This window comes from Embleya sp. NPDC025285 (assembly GCF_055558835.1).
Genome location: NZ_JBVHLU010000004.1, coordinates 1 through 14,448, shown reverse-complemented (window position 1 = coordinate 14,448; position 14,448 = coordinate 1). Strand labels below are relative to the sequence as shown.

17 protein-coding genes are annotated in these 14,448 nt (G+C 72.6%); 5 read left to right on the top strand and 12 right to left on the bottom strand.

Annotated elements, in window-relative coordinates; genetic code table 11:
- Nucleotides 1–14 precede the first annotated feature (14 nt).
- A complete protein-coding gene (locus ACZ4FV_RS03860) occupies nt 15–206 on the top strand; it encodes a hypothetical protein (RefSeq protein ID WP_402231301.1) in 192 nt (63 codons plus the stop codon).
- On the opposite strand, the gene ACZ4FV_RS03855 is transcribed toward ACZ4FV_RS03860, so the two are convergent.
- From ACZ4FV_RS03855 to ACZ4FV_RS03845, 3 genes are all read right to left on the bottom strand, one after another.
- Nucleotides 175–1,356 carry a hypothetical protein gene (locus ACZ4FV_RS03855; RefSeq protein ID WP_402231299.1) on the bottom strand — a complete coding sequence of 394 codons (1,182 nt, stop codon included), beginning with the start codon at nt 1,354–1,356 and terminating at the stop codon, nt 175–177. The two genes, ACZ4FV_RS03860 and ACZ4FV_RS03855, sit on opposite strands and share 32 nt — an antisense overlap.
- 231 nt (nt 1,357–1,587) lie before the next feature.
- On the bottom strand, nt 1,588–2,250 hold the full coding sequence (locus ACZ4FV_RS03850; protein ID WP_395859316.1) for a DinB family protein: 663 nt from the start codon (nt 2,248–2,250) through the stop codon (nt 1,588–1,590).
- A 150-nt stretch (nt 2,251–2,400) separates the two neighbouring features.
- Nucleotides 2,401–2,991: a dihydrofolate reductase family protein gene (locus ACZ4FV_RS03845; protein ID WP_465321765.1), complete on the bottom strand. Its 591-nt coding sequence runs from the start codon at nt 2,989–2,991 to the stop codon at nt 2,401–2,403.
- A gap of 70 nt (nt 2,992–3,061) precedes the next feature.
- On the opposite strand from ACZ4FV_RS03845, the gene ACZ4FV_RS03840 reads away from it, so the two are divergent.
- Together ACZ4FV_RS03840 and ACZ4FV_RS03835 are read left to right on the top strand one after the other, a co-directional pair.
- Nucleotides 3,062–3,637, top strand: a complete 576-nt coding sequence (locus ACZ4FV_RS03840; protein WP_395858917.1) for a TetR/AcrR family transcriptional regulator — start codon at nt 3,062–3,064, stop codon at nt 3,635–3,637.
- Between the two features lie 261 nt (nt 3,638–3,898).
- Nucleotides 3,899–4,339: an NUDIX domain-containing protein gene (locus tag ACZ4FV_RS03835; protein WP_395858916.1), complete on the top strand. Its 441-nt coding sequence runs from the start codon at nt 3,899–3,901 to the stop codon at nt 4,337–4,339.
- A gap of 25 nt (nt 4,340–4,364) precedes the next feature.
- Here the strand turns inward: ACZ4FV_RS03835 and ACZ4FV_RS03830 are convergent, their stop codons facing one another.
- The 4 genes from ACZ4FV_RS03830 to ACZ4FV_RS03815 form a co-directional block, all read right to left on the bottom strand.
- Nucleotides 4,365–4,853: a hypothetical protein gene (locus ACZ4FV_RS03830; RefSeq protein WP_402231295.1), complete on the bottom strand. Its 489-nt coding sequence runs from the start codon at nt 4,851–4,853 to the stop codon at nt 4,365–4,367.
- Between the two features lie 232 nt (nt 4,854–5,085).
- Nucleotides 5,086–6,144: an ATP-binding cassette domain-containing protein gene (locus ACZ4FV_RS03825; RefSeq protein ID WP_465321763.1), complete on the bottom strand. Its 1,059-nt coding sequence runs from the start codon at nt 6,142–6,144 to the stop codon at nt 5,086–5,088.
- A gap of 57 nt (nt 6,145–6,201) precedes the next feature.
- Nucleotides 6,202–7,038 (bottom strand): DUF4097 family beta strand repeat-containing protein, encoded by an 837-nt coding sequence (locus ACZ4FV_RS03820; protein ID WP_465321762.1) that lies wholly within the window; start codon nt 7,036–7,038, stop codon nt 6,202–6,204.
- 103 nt (nt 7,039–7,141) lie between these two features.
- Nucleotides 7,142–7,687 carry a hypothetical protein gene (locus ACZ4FV_RS03815; protein ID WP_465321760.1) on the bottom strand — a complete coding sequence of 182 codons (546 nt, stop codon included), beginning with the start codon at nt 7,685–7,687 and terminating at the stop codon, nt 7,142–7,144.
- Between the two features lie 574 nt (nt 7,688–8,261).
- Here ACZ4FV_RS03815 and ACZ4FV_RS03810 point away from each other — a divergent pair.
- Nucleotides 8,262–9,191 carry a hypothetical protein gene (locus tag ACZ4FV_RS03810; RefSeq protein ID WP_465321759.1) on the top strand — a complete coding sequence of 310 codons (930 nt, stop codon included), beginning with the start codon at nt 8,262–8,264 and terminating at the stop codon, nt 9,189–9,191.
- 151 nt (nt 9,192–9,342) lie between these two features.
- Here the strand turns inward: ACZ4FV_RS03810 and ACZ4FV_RS03805 are convergent, their stop codons facing one another.
- A complete protein-coding gene (locus ACZ4FV_RS03805) occupies nt 9,343–9,849 on the bottom strand; it encodes a GNAT family N-acetyltransferase (RefSeq protein ID WP_465321757.1) in 507 nt (168 codons plus the stop codon).
- A 205-nt stretch (nt 9,850–10,054) separates the two neighbouring features.
- Here ACZ4FV_RS03805 and ACZ4FV_RS03800 point away from each other — a divergent pair, with 205 nt between their 5' ends.
- Entirely contained in the window at nt 10,055–10,558 is a 504-nt protein-coding gene (locus tag ACZ4FV_RS03800) for a methylglyoxal synthase (RefSeq protein WP_395858908.1), read from the top strand.
- Nucleotides 10,559–10,626: 68 nt separating this feature from the next.
- Here ACZ4FV_RS03800 and ACZ4FV_RS03795 read toward each other — a convergent pair whose 3' ends face one another.
- From ACZ4FV_RS03795 to ACZ4FV_RS03780, 4 genes are all read right to left on the bottom strand, one after another.
- Nucleotides 10,627–10,980, bottom strand: a complete 354-nt coding sequence (locus ACZ4FV_RS03795; protein WP_395858907.1) for a helix-turn-helix domain-containing protein — start codon at nt 10,978–10,980, stop codon at nt 10,627–10,629.
- A gap of 206 nt (nt 10,981–11,186) precedes the next feature.
- Complete coding sequence (locus ACZ4FV_RS03790; RefSeq protein WP_395858906.1) at nt 11,187–12,272, bottom strand: polyprenyl synthetase family protein; 1,086 nt, start codon at nt 12,270–12,272, stop codon at nt 11,187–11,189.
- Between the two features lie 278 nt (nt 12,273–12,550).
- Nucleotides 12,551–13,390: a phosphotransferase family protein gene (locus ACZ4FV_RS03785; protein WP_465321864.1), complete on the bottom strand. Its 840-nt coding sequence runs from the start codon at nt 13,388–13,390 to the stop codon at nt 12,551–12,553.
- A gap of 186 nt (nt 13,391–13,576) precedes the next feature.
- A complete protein-coding gene (locus tag ACZ4FV_RS03780) occupies nt 13,577–14,179 on the bottom strand; it encodes a hypothetical protein (RefSeq protein ID WP_465321754.1) in 603 nt (200 codons plus the stop codon).
- Nucleotides 14,180–14,448: the final 269 nt, after the last annotated feature.

Genomic DNA, 14,448 nt, shown 5'->3' with positions numbered 1-14,448 from the left:
ATCGATCGCCTCCCATGGACATGCGGCTGACGGTGCTCACTCGGCGTCTCGACGCGTTGGTGGGCAAGGCCGGGCGGGACGCGCGCGCGTCCGCAAGCCTGGTCGAGATCCGGGACGGCCACACCCTGATCCCACTCGACCAACCGGCCGAACTGGCGGAAGCCATCCGGAAGTTCACCCGGACCGTACATCCGGCGGCGCCATGACCGCCGTACGGGGCACGCGCCCGACGGCGGAGCGCGACCACGTCGCTGCCACGTCTCGGCGCCGCCCGCGCCGACCCCGACCGGGATACGCCACCGCCTCCGGAGCTTTTCCGGTCCCCGCGCCGACCCCGCCGCCGCTTCGGTCCGCGCTTCGGTCCCCACTCCGGTCCTCGCTTCGGTCCCCACTCCGATCCCCGTTTCGAAGAGCCGCGCCCGTGCCGGCGGTGCGCACGAGGCCACGCACCATGGCGACGCCAACCGCCACCGCGAGCGCGTGCAGGACCACCGCGTACGCGAGGTTTTCCGGCAGTGTGGTCCCGGCCGGGTGCGCGAGCGCGAGATAGAGCGTGAACGGCAACTTCCAACCGCTCCACGCGAACAGTGAGCCCGACCCGATCCAGCCGAGGGCCACCGGGAGCCAACGCGGCAACCGGGCCGGCCGGCCCCACACGAGCAGCCGGCCGGCGATCGCCGCCACGAGGGCCCAACCGCCCCAGATGCCGGTCAGGATCCGCCATTGGGCGTCGCGTGCCTCCGGGTGCGCGACGCCCAGCTTGCCGCCCATCGCCCAGTACAACCACACTGCCCCGAGCACGGCGCCGCCGACCGCCGACCACGGGACCCGCCGGCGAGCGGGCCCGGTGGCCGTGGCTCGATCACCGACGCGTCCGGCGAACACGTCCGGCCGACGCCGCAACAGGTACGCGGGCAGCGCGAGGGCCAGACCCAGTCCCATACCGACGAAGCCGATCTGGACCAGCACCGCCTCCCAACCCGGCATCGACGCGTCCTCCGCGCCCGTGCCGGCATCGCCGGCCGCCTCCGGGCCCGCGCCCGCATCCCCACCCGCCTCGGTGCCCGAGTCCGAGTCGCCGCCCGATGTCCACACCGAACCCAGCACCGCGTACGGCAACATCGGCACCAGGAAACCCGTACCCACCCACGCGCAGAACGCCAAGGGAGCGCCGGGAATCCGCATCCCCCACGGCCGGACGAGCGCGAGCGCGACGGCGATCCCGATGCCCGCCATGCCTACCGTCGCCGTGTTGAGCACCACCCACTCGGTCAGCCCGAAGCCCGAGCCGATCGGCAACATGCCGACCAGGGAACCGACCACCCACGACACCTTGATCAGCAGATAGGGCGTCAACGCGAGCGCCGCCCCGTACCCTCCGACTCGGCCCGATCGATCCCACCACCGCACCGGAACTCCCCTTTCCTCGGCAGGAGTTCCAGCCTGCATCGACGAGTTACCGGGCACATCGGTCGAGCGGCGGGGCGCCCGTCCCCCGATCGGGGACGGAACGGGTCGACCCGGGAGCGAGTGGCGACCGAGGAGCGGCTCCGACGGAACGACGTGCAGGACCGGCCCGTGCGTTCGCTACGTCCGGGGCGCGCCGTACCAGCGCCACGAGGTTCGGCGCGCACGGCCCGGGAGTTCGGCGCGCCCGGTGGCCCAAAGCAGTGTCGGCCACGGGTCCGTGTCCTGAGGTACGTCGGGGAAGAGCCGGGCGAGGACGCGTGCGCACAGATCGGCGGGCGGCGTCCAGGGCAGTGCGAGACCCTCGGCCAGGTCGTGGGTGTGTACCAGGGTCTCCACGATGCCCATCGCGGCGAAGCCCTCGGGGTCCGAGGCGCCGTGGCCGTGGTGCGCGCGCACGCTCGGCGGCGTGGTCCGGGTCATGGCGACGAGCAGCGCGCCGCTCGCCTCCAACACCTGCAACAGGCCGTCCGCGCCCGCCGCGCGGTCGGCGTGGATGACGTTCGCCGGTCCGCCGGGCCGTCGACTCCACCATAGGAACGGCACCTCGCCCGCCATGGGCGGGACGCCGGGACCCAGTTGCGCGGCGTACGCGAAGAGGTCGTCGCTCAGGTGCTCGACCGTTTCCCAGCAGTCCCACTCCAGCGATCCGGCCTTCGCGTCCCAGGCCTCGGTGGGCACTCCCCGGAGCGCGGCCACCGCGAGTCGTACGGCCCGATCCAGGTCATCCGGCGTCACCGGTCCCGGTGACACGGACGTGGCGTCCGAGGAGGGTTCGGACATGGCCTCTTCAGCTGATTCACGCATGGATACGACCGTATCGCCACCGCTTCGCGAACACGAGGCGTACCGTGCCGCGCCCCCGCAGCCGGTACGCCGGGCGGCACCTGTCGGGAGCGCCGTCGGCCGTGCGGCCGAGAATGCCGGCGCCTGCTACCGTCGCGCTTCGAACCACGTGATCGTGACGTCGTTGGAAAACGACTCGCGGGCGGTCACGGCGAACCGCGTAGGGTCGAACTCCCCGTCGAACAGCGGGGTTCCGCCTCCCGCCACGACGGGGTAGCTCTTGATGATCAGCTCGTCGAGCTCGGGCAACAGCGTGCCCGCGAGCCGGCCCCCGCCGCACAGCCAGATGTCCCGGCCGGCCTCGCGCTTGAGCTCGCGGACCAGTGCGAGCGGGTCGCCGTCGACCACGGTGACGGCCGGGTCGGGGGACTGCCCGAGGCTGCGGGCGACCACGTACTGGCGCAGGTGCGCGTACGGGCTCGACAGACCGTGTTCGAGTGCGGGGCGATAGGTGCCGTGGCCCAGCACGACCGTGTCGAAGCGCAGATTCGGCGTGTCCGCGAGGCCCGCCCGCGCGCGCATGGCGGTGGGTACGGTCTCCGGATACCGCGCGTTGACCCACGCGGCGTAGTCGGTGGCCTGTCGTTCGTCGCCGACGGGGTAGAAGTCGACCTGCCCCGCAGGGCCGGCGATGTAGCCGTCGATGGAGACTCCGATGTAGTAGACCAGCTTTCGCATGCAAATAACTCCAGACGTAGTACTCTTTTTGAAGTGGTCAGAACGTAGTACTACGTTTGGAGTGGTGTCAATGGTTCGCAGGAACGCCGAGCGTCGGGCGGCGCTCGTCGACGCCGCCATCGAGGTGCTGGCGAAGGAAGGCGCCCGCGGGCTGACCTTTCGGGCAGTGGACGTCGAGGCAGGGGTGCCGACGGGCACGGCCTCCAACTACTTCGCCAGCCGCGACGAGCTGCTCACCCAGGCAGGCGCCCGGGTCTACGAACGACTTCAGCCCGACGAGGCGCTGATCGCGCGGCAGCGGGCGAGTACGCCGGACAAGGAGGCGTACACAGTGCTGATGCGGGAGGTGGTCGGACGGGTCAGTGCCTTCCGGACCGGCTATCTGGCCTTGCTGGAACTGCGCTTGGAGGCCACCCGGCGGCCGGAGTTGCGCTCGGTGCTCACCGAGCGGGTCCGCGCCGACGTGGCCGCCAACATCGCCTATCACGAGGAGTCCGGGCTGCCCGGCGACGCGACCGCGGTCCGCCTGCTCTACCTGGCGTTCAACTGGCTCATCGTCGAACAGCTCACGCTGCCGGGGGTGTTCTCGGAAGCCGAGCGCGAACACCTCGTCACCGCGGCGGTCGACCGCATCGTGAACCCCTGACCGACCCCCGGGCGGTGCGACCGTGCCGGGGCGGCCGTTCGGCGGCACGGAGCCGGCGGTCGGGGTGCGGCCGCAGTGCGCCCGACCGCCGTCCGGGCCGGGTTCGGGCGTGACGTCCCTCCGCTGCCGGTCGTTGGTCCGGGCGGAGGTGTGCGTCCCGGCGCGCGGGTCGGGTCCCAGTGCCCGGTGTGCGGTCGCGGACACCGCCGCGTACCGGGGGCGACACCCGAAGCTCCCGGATCGATCTGGGGAGAGCGACACTTGAGCGACCACCGCCACAACGCCATCGCCTACGCCGCCATCATCCTCGAACGATCCGATGGGGCCGTGTTGTTCATGGAGCGCAAGGACACCGGCTTCGCCGACGGCCTGCTCGCCCTGCCGGGTGGCCTGGCCGACCCGGGCGAACTCCTCATCGAGGCGTGTGCCCGGGAGACCAAGGAGGAGATCGCCACCGACGTGGCCACGGCTGATCTGCGCACGGCGTACGTGTCCCAGGTCCTCGGCGAGACCGGTGTTCCGGTGATCGGTTGGTACTTCCACACCACCGCCTGGTCGGGCGTCCCGAGCAACGCCGAACCCGACCAGTGTGCCCGGCTGGCCTGGCTCGATCCGGCCGACCTCCCGGCCGACGTCGAGTCCACGGACGCGACGGCGGTCACCGCGTGGCACCGCGGCAACACTCCGGTCCGCTGGGCCTGACCGTCCCGCCGACCGCGCGGGTGGGCTATCCCGCCTCGCGGTCGGGCCAGATCACCCGCCCGTCCCGGAACACCAGCGGTACGGGCTCGGTGTCCTCCAGGAAGCGCAACCGCCCGAGTACGACCGACCCGTCCGGGCTCGTGTGCGCGTCATTGGCCCGGGCGGCCAGCCAGGTCAACAGGACGCCGACCGCGTCGAACTCGTCCGGATGCAACTCCTGACGTACGCTCACGACCCACCCGCCGGTGGTCGGCGTCACGTCGGCCGTCGACTCGCCACCGACCCTCAATGCCATCCCGGTACGACCCAGCACGGGACGCGGATCGTCCTCCACCGTCGGCACGCCGAAGTCGTCCACCACGACCACCGGAAACTCGGTCACGATGCCGCGGGCACCCGACGCGGGAAGAACCCCGCCGCCGAGACCGGCATGCCACCGCAACTCGGCGACCTCGCCGCCGGAGAGCGGCCCGCGGATCGCCAAGGCCAGGGTCAACTCGTAGAGATCACTCACACGTCGGGACCTTAGGGGTGGCGCCGACGGACGGCGACCCGACCGAAGTCCGTCCGCGTCCGTCCGCGTCCGTCCGCGGCCAGGAGCGGCCGGGTGCGCGAGATCCATTGCGGGGTTCGGTTGTCGACTCCCGCGCGCGGATTCCCATGCACATTCCCATGCACTTCACCGTGCGACTCACCATGCAATCTGCCATGCAGCTCCCCATGCAAGTACCAGGTCAGACGCCTTTTCACGCCTTCCCATGATGGCCTTGCTCATGCCGAAGCACCCGTCGGCAACCGCGTTGATCGGAGTACTCGTCGCGGGTTCTCCCCCCGGGGCTCCGCGTGCGGTCGGAGTGCGTCCTGCCGGTGAGGGGGCGGAAGACGTCGTCGAGGTCGGGGGTGTGCACGGTCAGTGCCTCGGTCCGGATGGCCGCGTCGTCGAGGGCGTCGAGGACGGTGCGCAGGGCCGCGGCGGTGTCGTCGCCGGGGACGCTCACAATGAGGGTCTCGCCGTCGCGGGTGGTGGCGCGGAAGAGATCGGCGGCGGCGTCGAGTCGGTCCTGGTCGGCGAACCGGATCCGGATGTGGGCGCCGGGGGTGCGGCGTTTGATCTCCTCGGCGGTGCCCTCGGCGACCAGCCTGCCGTAGTCCAGGACGGCGACCCGGTCGGCGAGTCGGGCGGCCTCCTCCAGGTATCGCGTGGTCAGCAGGATGGTCACGCCGTGGTCGGCGACCAGGCTGCGGACGACGTCCCAGACGATACGGCGGCTGCGCGGATCCAGGCCGGTGGTGGGTTCGTCGAGAAGGATCACGCGCGGTTCGCCGACCATCGCCATCGCCAGGTCGAGCCTGCGGCGTGTGCTCCGGGACAGGGTGCGCGCTGGTGCGTGGGCATCCCCGGCGAGGTCGAACCGGGCGAGGAATTCGTCGGCCCGTCGGTGACCCTCGGCCCGGCCCAGGCGGTGCAGGTCCGCCATCAGGATCAGGTTCTCCCGAGCGGTGAGCAGGTTGTCCGCGGCGGTGAACCGACCGGCGACGCCGATCGCGCGGCGCACCTTGTCGGCGTCCCGGGCGAGGTCGTGGCCCGCCACTCGAATGTGGCCGGCGTCCGCGCCGATGAGTGTGGACAGGATTCGTACGGTCGTGGTCTTGCCCGCGCCGTCGGGGCCGAGCAGTGCGAAGACGGTGCCCTCGGGGATGTGCAGGTCGATGCCGTCCAGCACCACCTTGTCGCCGTAGGACTTGGCCAGGCCGACGGCGCTGATCGCCGGTGCGTGGACGAGGGGCGCGGAAGTCGTGGTCATGGCAGTCGCATTCCCCGAATCGTGGCTCTGTGGTCTCGTCCCGGTCGCGCGCCGGGATCAGGCGCGGTGGATCACGATGTGGCCGAGGTCTGTGCGGGCACGGACCTCGACGGTCTGCTTGGAGGCGTCGGGGCTCCCGGCCGGGCCGAGCGAGTTGCGCACGTCGCCCACCCGGGTCCGTACGTCGAGCCGGGCCGCGGTGGACTCGCGGATGCCGACCTCCAGGTTGCCGGTGCCGGTCCGCAGGCGTACCCGGCCGCGCGCCACCTCCTCGATCCGGATCGCGCCGTTGGCACACGTGGCGTCCACGTCGGCGTGCGCGACGCCGATCGCGATCCGGCCGTCGGACGAACAGACCCGCAGATCGCCGCCGACCTCGCCGATGGTGCTCTCGCCGGCGGCGTTCGTGATCGTCGCCGCGCCGGTGACGGTGCCGATCGCGATCCGGCCCGCCGCGACGATCTCGGCGTCCCCGATCACGTGGCCCACCCGGATGTCGCCGTAGCCGGTCCGGGCGTACATGGTCCGCGCCTCGTCGATGCGGATCGTGCCGACCGAGGTCTCGAGCCGGCAGCCGCCGAGCGGGCCCAGGCAGGTGAAGTCCGCCAGCGGCGTGCTGGCTTGGACCTCGGAGCCGGCCGGCAACTCGATGGCTATCTCCACCGAACCGCTCTTGCCGAGCGGTGAATGTCTCCCGGGCCCCTTGACCACCAGCCGACCGCCGGTGCAGGTGACCGAGATCTGCTGCGCGGCTCGTACGTCGAGTTCGTCCGCGCCATCGCCGGGTAACACCTCGACGACCGTATCGGTGCGCTTGCTCGCGGTGATCCGGACCGAGCCGACGTCGAATTCGAGGTCGACGGAGATCGGCTCGGGGGTGTCGAACCTGGGCATGGCGGTGCTCTCCTCGTGGCTGGTGGTGTTCCCGCCGGTGGGGCGGGGCGGGAGAAGAGTGGAGCGACGTCGGGTGGTCGGCGCGTGCGCGGGTGCGGGCGCCCTACGGCCGGCGGACCCAGCCGGTGTAGCGCCGTCGGCCCCGATCTCCGGTGGGGCCGCCCGGTGCGCCGTCGCGGGTCGCCTCGGGTTCGAGCGAGCCGGCGGCGGCGCGGACCAGCCAGGCGTTGACCGACAGGCCCTCGTACGCGGCGGTTTCCTCGACCCGGGATTTGAGGTCGGCGGGCAGGCGGAAGTTGATCCGCGCCATGCCGCTGTCCTCGCCGCGGGCCGGGGTCGTCGGTGCCGCGGCTGCTCCGCTCGGCTTGCGCTCGGGTGCCCGGGCATCCGCGTACGCCTCCCGCGCCGACGGCGCCGTCACCACGAACTCGGGGTCGAGACCGCGCAGTCGTATGTCCACCGAGCCCGGCGCCAGTTCGCGGGTGACCTCGGCCATCGCGGCGGACAGCGCGCCGAGCAGAACGAGTCGGGTGGCCGAGTCCAGCGGGGCGGTGAGGCGCTCGGCAAGGCCTCGGGCTTCGGCGCCACCCACGTTCGCAGCGACCGCGAGTTCGTTGCGGAGACTGTCGACGTATGGCGTGAGGTCCATAATGCCATCATGGCACGAAGATGGCGCCATGACGAGTCATTGTGACATCATTTCTCGATGATTAGGGGGTCATTTGTGGCGCAAGACTTTGTGGTGACAGCCTGTGAAAACCGGATCCGTGGTGCAAACACCCAGGTCGAGAGGTTATTTCTTGCCGACGTGCGGCATTGGCCCGTGGCCCTCGGTGGTGCCACGATACCGAAGCGGACCGGCAGTATGCACCGTGCCGCCGTCGAAGACCAGAGCCGTGGCCGATGCCTCCGGCGGCACACTCACGACGGCGGGCGCACGACGGCGAACGGGCGACGGCGCACGATGGCGAAACCGGCGACGACGAGCGGGCATCGCGGTGGAGGCGGCACCGGTGCGTCACGGGACCACCCCGTGTGCCGAGTCGCCCGGCCCGCCTGGGCCGCCTGGGCCGCAACCACCATCGCGGCCAACCGACTTCCGCATCCGGTCGCCTCGTTCCGCCCGGCGGCGCCGCCGCGATGGGGCCGACCGGGGGATTCGCGGGGTCGTAAAGTGATCACGCAGGGGTGGCGAGGCACGGTTGGCGAGGGGGCCTGAAGACGTGGCGATACGGGATCAACTGCGGGGCATCGGCGGGGCGGTGGGCTCCGCGGCGGCGTCGGGACGCGCGGCGGTGGGGAATCGGATCGGGGCCGGTCGGGCCCGGGTCGCGTCGGGGGACTGGGTGCGCGGGACGCTGGACGCGCTGCCCGCGCCGGCCGCACCCGCCACCGTGGCCTGGGAGTTCTCACTGGGCGCGCTGGTGTGTCGGCACCCGAAGGTCCCGGCGATCACCGCGCGACCGCTGCGGCTGCTCGACGGGCTGGGCGCGGTGCGGTTCGGCCCGGAGAGCGTCGGCTTCGACGGGGAGGACATCCCGTGGGAGAAGGTGATCCGGCTGACCGTGCACGACGCGTTCGCGTCGATGACCACGGCCGCGCTCGACACCGAGGTCGACCGCGTCCGTGAGGTGTTGCCGCCGCTGCCCGGCCGCAAGTGGGCGGTCACCAAGGTGGTGGAGGGCCTGCTCACGGTCGTGCTCGCGTCACTGGAACAGGCCGACGACCGACGACTGGACAGCGCGGCGGTGGCCTGCGAGATCACCTACCGCGGCCTGCTCGGCCGCGAGAAGACGCTGCGCGCGAGCCTGTTCGCCACCGCGCTGCTGGCCCGACAGACCGCGGTCGCGGACAGCCTGGTGGCCACCGCCCGAGCGCACGGCGTCGAGGTGGTCGCGGCCGTCCCCGAGGGCGGCGCCGACGACGCGGCGGCGGCCGAGCGTACCCGCGTCCTGCGCGCCCGCACCGACGCGGTCTCCGCGCGGCTGCGCGCCCAGCGTGAGCAGGACGCGGATGTCGTCCCGCCCACCGAGCCGGCGGCCATCGGCAGCGCGCCGGGCACCACGTCCGCTCCGGCGGCTCCGCCGTCCGGCCCGAGCAACCCGGCCCACCCCAGCGACGCGACGGACCCGACCGACCCGTTCTCCTGCTGACCGCCCGGGCCGCTCGGCGGCGTGCCCCTCGGCCGGATCTGCGTCGTGGCGTGCCGGCTCGGTCCGACGCGCCTCGCGGCGCGCCCCTCGGCCCGATCCGTTTCGCGGCCCGCGTTCCCGGCCCGACCCGGTGTGCCGCCGTGGGGGCGCGTTACGCGTGGGCCTCGATGCCGTAGGGGCGCAGGCCGCGACTGCGGTAGTTGAGCAGGGCGTTGGGGTGGTCCTCGGAGGATGTGTGCAGCCATACCCGGCGGACCGGTTCGGTCGGCGCACAGGTGGAGGTGCGCCACGCCTGACGGAGCAGCAGGGTCAGCGCACAGCCGCCCAGGCCCTTGCCGACGAACTCGGGGAGCAGGCCGAACGTGACCACCTCCACGTTCCCGTCGGGCTGCGGCTCCAGGTTGCCGATGCCCGCCCGCTCGCCCGCGTGCGTGATCAGCCAGGTTTGCCGCAGCGGGTGCGCGGCCCGAAGTTCCGCCCAGTCGCGCTCGGTTCGGGACGCGCTACGCCAGCCGTAGGGGGCGCCGATCCGAGCCTGGAGCGCGTACACCTCGGGCGTGATCGGGTCGAAGCGGTGCAACGCGAGGTTCGGGACGGAACGGGAGGGCCGAAGCTCGTCGGCCGAGGTCATCTCCAGGTACATCACGGTCTTCCCCATCGACGCAGGCTATCGCCGCCCCGATACGTCCGTCGCGTCGTGCTCCGGGGTCGACAGGGCATCCGGCCGGCTCCCAGGTTGGGCCGGACGGGGCGCCGCGGTCGACCGTGCCGCGCACTCGGGCCCGCGGCACGATCCGTTCGACTTCTTGTGGGTGTCATGTCGTGGCCATACCGGCGCAACACGGGACGGCGAGACTGTGGGCATGCGAAAGTTCAGCACACCGGAGATGCCTGTGACCCCACCGAACGACCTGCTCGACCCGAAGCACCACCAGGGACGCGAGCGCGGCATCGCGCTCGTCGCGCACGACCGATACAAGCCGGAGATGCTTGCCTGGGCCCGGATCCACCGCGAGATCCTGGCCGCCCACCGCCTGTACGCGACCGGGACCACCGGCGGCATCATCGCCGACGAACTCGACCTGCGGGTCACCCGGTTCCGTAGCGGCCCGCTCGGCGGCGACCAGCAGATCGGATCACGGATCGCCGAGGGCGACGTGGACCTGCTGGTGTTCTTCTGGGACCCGCTGAGCCCCCAGCCGCACGAACCCGACGTGCGCGCGCTGCTGCGGCTCGCGGTCCTGGCGAACATCCCGGTGGCCTGCAACCGGGCGACCGCCGACTTCGTGATCACCTCGCCGCTGTCGGCGACGGCCGACGATCCGGACCGCCCCGGCTCGCCGGTCTTCGAGCCGCTGGCGGCGTAGCGCGCCCGGGCGTACAGCGCGTGCACGCCGACGGGGCGTGCAGCGGGCGGGTACGGCCGCAGCCGCGCTCAGGGGCGGGTCAGACCCCGGCTGTCGGCGTAGCGCACCGCGTCCGCCCGATTGCGCGCGTTGATCTTGGCGAAGGCGTTGTTGATGTGCGTCTTGACGGTCGCCTCGCCGATCGACAGGGCGGCGGCGATGCCGGCGTTGGTCAGCCCGTCGACGATCAGCCTCAGTACCTCCACCTCGCGATCGGTGAGCCGATCGGGATGCGCGGCGCGCGGCACGGGCCGCGTCGATTCCGCCGACTCCGTCGATTCGGCCGAGGCGGCTTTGGGCGTGGCGATAGTCGGATGCGGGATACGCGGTCGCAGTGTCGCGGCCGGCTTCGGGTGCGCTGTCGGCTCGGGCCCGTCCGTCACGTCGGTCAACCTTTCGAGCACTGTGGCCTACGCGGTGATTCGGGCCGTGTTTCGGCGAGTTCTGGGTATTGGGGCCGTTCCGTACCCCACCTCGCGCCGTACAACCTACCGGGCCGACGTCGCCTTCCCGACCGCCGCACCGCCGGCGCCCGGGATCCTCCGTCGGCGTTTTCGTCGACCGAGGACCCCGGGCGGATGTGGCCGGCTCAGCCGCCGGCCGGCGGCGTCGGCGCGGGGTCCGACCAGTGGGTGAGGACCTCGGTGTACGGGTTGGCGGCGAGCCACGAGATCGCGTCCCGGGCGCTGCGCTCGTAGCTCTCGGCCAAGGCCCGGGCCTCGACCAGGGCGCCGGTGGTCTCGACCAGGCCGCGCATCCGGGCGAGCGCGGTCTCCGGGTTGGTCTCGTGCAGGAGCGCGTGTCGGATCGCGGCGCGCTGCTCGGTGCCGCCGCGTTCGTGGGCGAGCAGTACCGGCAGGGTCGGCCGATGGTTGCACACGTCACTGTCGGCGGGCTTGCCCATCGTGGCGGCCGACGCGTCGTCGTACGGGAGCAGGTCGTCGCGGATCTGGAAGGCCAGGCCCACGTGCCGTCCGAACGCTCCGAGTGCCTCCACCGCCGCGTCGTTGCCGCCGCCCAGGATCGCCCCGACCCGGCAGGACGCGGACAACAGCGCGCCGGTCTTGCGAGTGGCCATCGCGAGGTAGTCCTCGACCGGGCAGTCCAGATCCCCGGCGAAGCCCAGTTCGTCGAACACCCCCTGGCACATCGCGTATCCGCCCTCGGCCTGGGCGGCCATCGCTCGCGCGATCCGCTCGCCGGGCACCCCGTGGCGCGCACACTCCGCGAGCGCGCCGAACCACGCGAAGTACAGGCTGCTGCCCGCGATGATGGCGCGCTCGGGGCCGTAGGCGATGTGTACCGCCGGTCTGCCGCGCCGCTCCTCGTCGGCGTCGATGATGTCGTCGTGGAGCAGGCTCCCGGTGTGCACGCACTCCATCCCGACGGCGGCCGGCAGCGCGTGCTCGACCTCGCCGCCGACCGCGAGCGCCGCGTACATCACCAACGCGGGTCGCAGCAGCTTGCCGGTCGGCAGGAGCGCGTAACGGTGCACCGCGTCCATGCCCTGGGCGTCCTGCGGCCAGCGGCGGGCGAACTCGGCGGCAAGGACGGTCGGTACGTCCACGATCGGCCGATCGCACAACTCGTACGGGGTGGGCGCGACCGTCGCGCGCGCCCGCTTGGTCGATCGACGTTTGTGCGCCGTCGAGGAAACCTGCGGTGTCTCGGTCACGGCTTGCGAACCCCCTGTGTCGCCCCCTGAGCGCGGCCCCCGCCGCGCCGGAGCGCATGGGGGCGACGCATGATGCGGACGCTCGCCGGCGCCCGGATCAACCCAACAGACCGCGGGGGTTCGGCGACAGCCGGGTACGGAAGCATCGCTCCGGCGTACGCTCACCCGAACGGGAATCCGCGCCTCCACACCCCACCATCGCGTGGTTTCGCGCCGGGGCACCCGGATCGTGGACCCTGCCGGCGGACGGGTCGATGTCCCCGGGCGGGCCGCGATCGTCAGTGGTAGCCGCTCAGCCCGTCCGCCAACTCCGCGCGGTCGCCGTCCCGGAGCGCGGCCAACGCCTGCTGCAGCGCGAACGTGCCGCGGATCGCGGCGACGCGCTCGCGGCCGGCGGCCTCGGGTATGCCCATCAGATCGAGTACCTCGTCGAGCAGGTCGTCACCGTGGGTCGCGGCGATCGCCGCCAGATCCTCCGCCGGATCGCCGAGCGAGACGTCGTCCCAGTCCAGCACGCCACTCAACCGGGGCACGCCGTCGACGGTGGTCCACAACACGTTCGCACCGCCCAGATCGCCGTGCACCACGGCCGTCGCGACGGGCGACAGGGCCAGTACGGCCGCCAGTTCGAGATCGGCGCGGCGGCGGCCGGCCGCCGACATGAGCGGGTACAGCTCCGCACGCACGTCGTGGGCGAACCCGGTCCACGCGCCCCCGGCGCTCGGGTCCACGCGGCGCAGCCCGGCACGCACGTCGGGGTCGGCCGCGGCGCCGGCCAGGGCGGTCAGCAACTCGGCGTACCGCGCCGCCGCTTCCGCCGGGACGGGCGCGTCCGGATCCAACGGCTCGCCCGGGAGCCGGTCCAGCAGGAGATATCCGGGATCGTGTCCCGCTCCGAGCGGTTCGGGGGTGCGCACGCCGAGCGACAACCCGGCGAGCAGCCGCAGTTGCGCGGCTCGACGCGGCAGTCGGCGTTCGGCCGCGTCGGTGCGCGCAAAGCACACCACCCGCGTCGCTCCGAGCACGACATCGTGGAACTGACCCCGACGTACCGTCAGCGCGGCGGGATCGTCGGTGGGCAGGAGTCGGGCGAGCAACCCGGCGTGCCGGGTGAGCACGTCCTCGTCGGCGTCCGGTGGACCGGACCGCGTGCGTTCAGTGGTCACTTCGCGATCATGCCGGCAGCTGCCGAACGACGCGCACGGGCCACCCGCAGGCTGCCTCGGCCCGACACGGCGGCGGTGCCGGCCGGCGCTCACGACCGCGTGACCGCGCGGAGACGCCGCCGACTCCCGGCGCGGCGCTCAGACCGCCACAGCGCGTTCCGCGCGCAGCGCCGCCGCGATCTCGACGCAGCGTCGGGTCTGGATGCGGACCAGGTCCAGGGACATGAGGGTCGGGTCGCCGGTGCCGCCCTCGAGGTCCGGCGCAGGGGGGAGTATGGCCACCGAACGCTCCGGCTCGCGCGCGCAGCGGCCGGGCGCGGGTCGGTGGACGATGCCGAAGCTGCGCATCAGCCCGCCATGCAGCGTGCCGGGGGCCGGCGTGGTCACGAACACGCCGAACACCTGCTCCTCGGTGCGACGTACCCACGCGCCCCGCATCTCGCGCGCGGCCGACGCGGTGGCGGGCGCGGTCGCGGAGTCCGAGAGTCGGCGCAACAACGCGACCACGTCGCGGTCCCGCGCCGGAGCGCCGAGCACGACGACGTCGGCCCAGCTCAGATCGCGCGCGGTCGCGGGTGGATCCGCTCTCGGGTCCGCCGGTTTCAGGTCCGGCTCGGCCTCCGGCAGCCGGCGCAACCGGACGTCGGCGCCGGTGTTCCAGGCGACCGCCGCCACCGCGTCGGCCAGCGCCCGAACACACTCGACGGTGTCGTGGTAGACCACTGTGACCTTGATCGTCATGTTGCCGTCTCCTTTGCCGATCCTGCGGCGCGCGGCCGCCCTCCCCGAATCCGGGACATCCTCACGCTAGGCGCGGACCGCCTTCCCGGAGATGGCCGTACGCGCCACGAAGAGGACTCCGCGCGCCGGCCGGCGGTCGATGGTGGTCGAACGAGTCGGTAGTGGCAGTCGATACCAGGCCGCACCGACATCGGCGCCCGGATCGCGGGGGGGGGGGGGGGGGGGGGGGGGAGGGGGGGGGGGGGGGGGGGGGAGGGGGGAGGGAGAGG

Bases quoted from the DNA above. Each gene is read 5' to 3' on its own strand.
- ACZ4FV_RS03860 (WP_402231301.1), top strand. From the start codon at position 15: ATGGACATGCGGCTGACGGTGCTCACTCGGCGTCTCGACGCGTTGGTG.
- ACZ4FV_RS03850 (WP_395859316.1), bottom strand. From the start codon at position 2,250: ATGTCCGAACCCTCCTCGGACGCCACGTCCGTGTCACCGGGACCGGTG.
- ACZ4FV_RS03845 (WP_465321765.1), bottom strand. From the start codon at position 2,991: ATGCGAAAGCTGGTCTACTACATCGGAGTCTCCATCGACGGCTACATC.
- ACZ4FV_RS03840 (WP_395858917.1), top strand. From the start codon at position 3,062: ATGGTTCGCAGGAACGCCGAGCGTCGGGCGGCGCTCGTCGACGCCGCC.
- ACZ4FV_RS03825 (WP_465321763.1), bottom strand. From the start codon at position 6,144: ATGACCACGACTTCCGCGCCCCTCGTCCACGCACCGGCGATCAGCGCC.
- ACZ4FV_RS03820 (WP_465321762.1), bottom strand. From the start codon at position 7,038: ATGCCCAGGTTCGACACCCCCGAGCCGATCTCCGTCGACCTCGAATTC.
- ACZ4FV_RS03815 (WP_465321760.1), bottom strand. From the start codon at position 7,687: ATGGACCTCACGCCATACGTCGACAGTCTCCGCAACGAACTCGCGGTC.
- ACZ4FV_RS03805 (WP_465321757.1), bottom strand. From the start codon at position 9,849: ATGGGGAAGACCGTGATGTACCTGGAGATGACCTCGGCCGACGAGCTT.
- ACZ4FV_RS03800 (WP_395858908.1), top strand. From the start codon at position 10,055: ATGCGAAAGTTCAGCACACCGGAGATGCCTGTGACCCCACCGAACGAC.
- ACZ4FV_RS03780 (WP_465321754.1), bottom strand. From the start codon at position 14,179: ATGACGATCAAGGTCACAGTGGTCTACCACGACACCGTCGAGTGTGTT.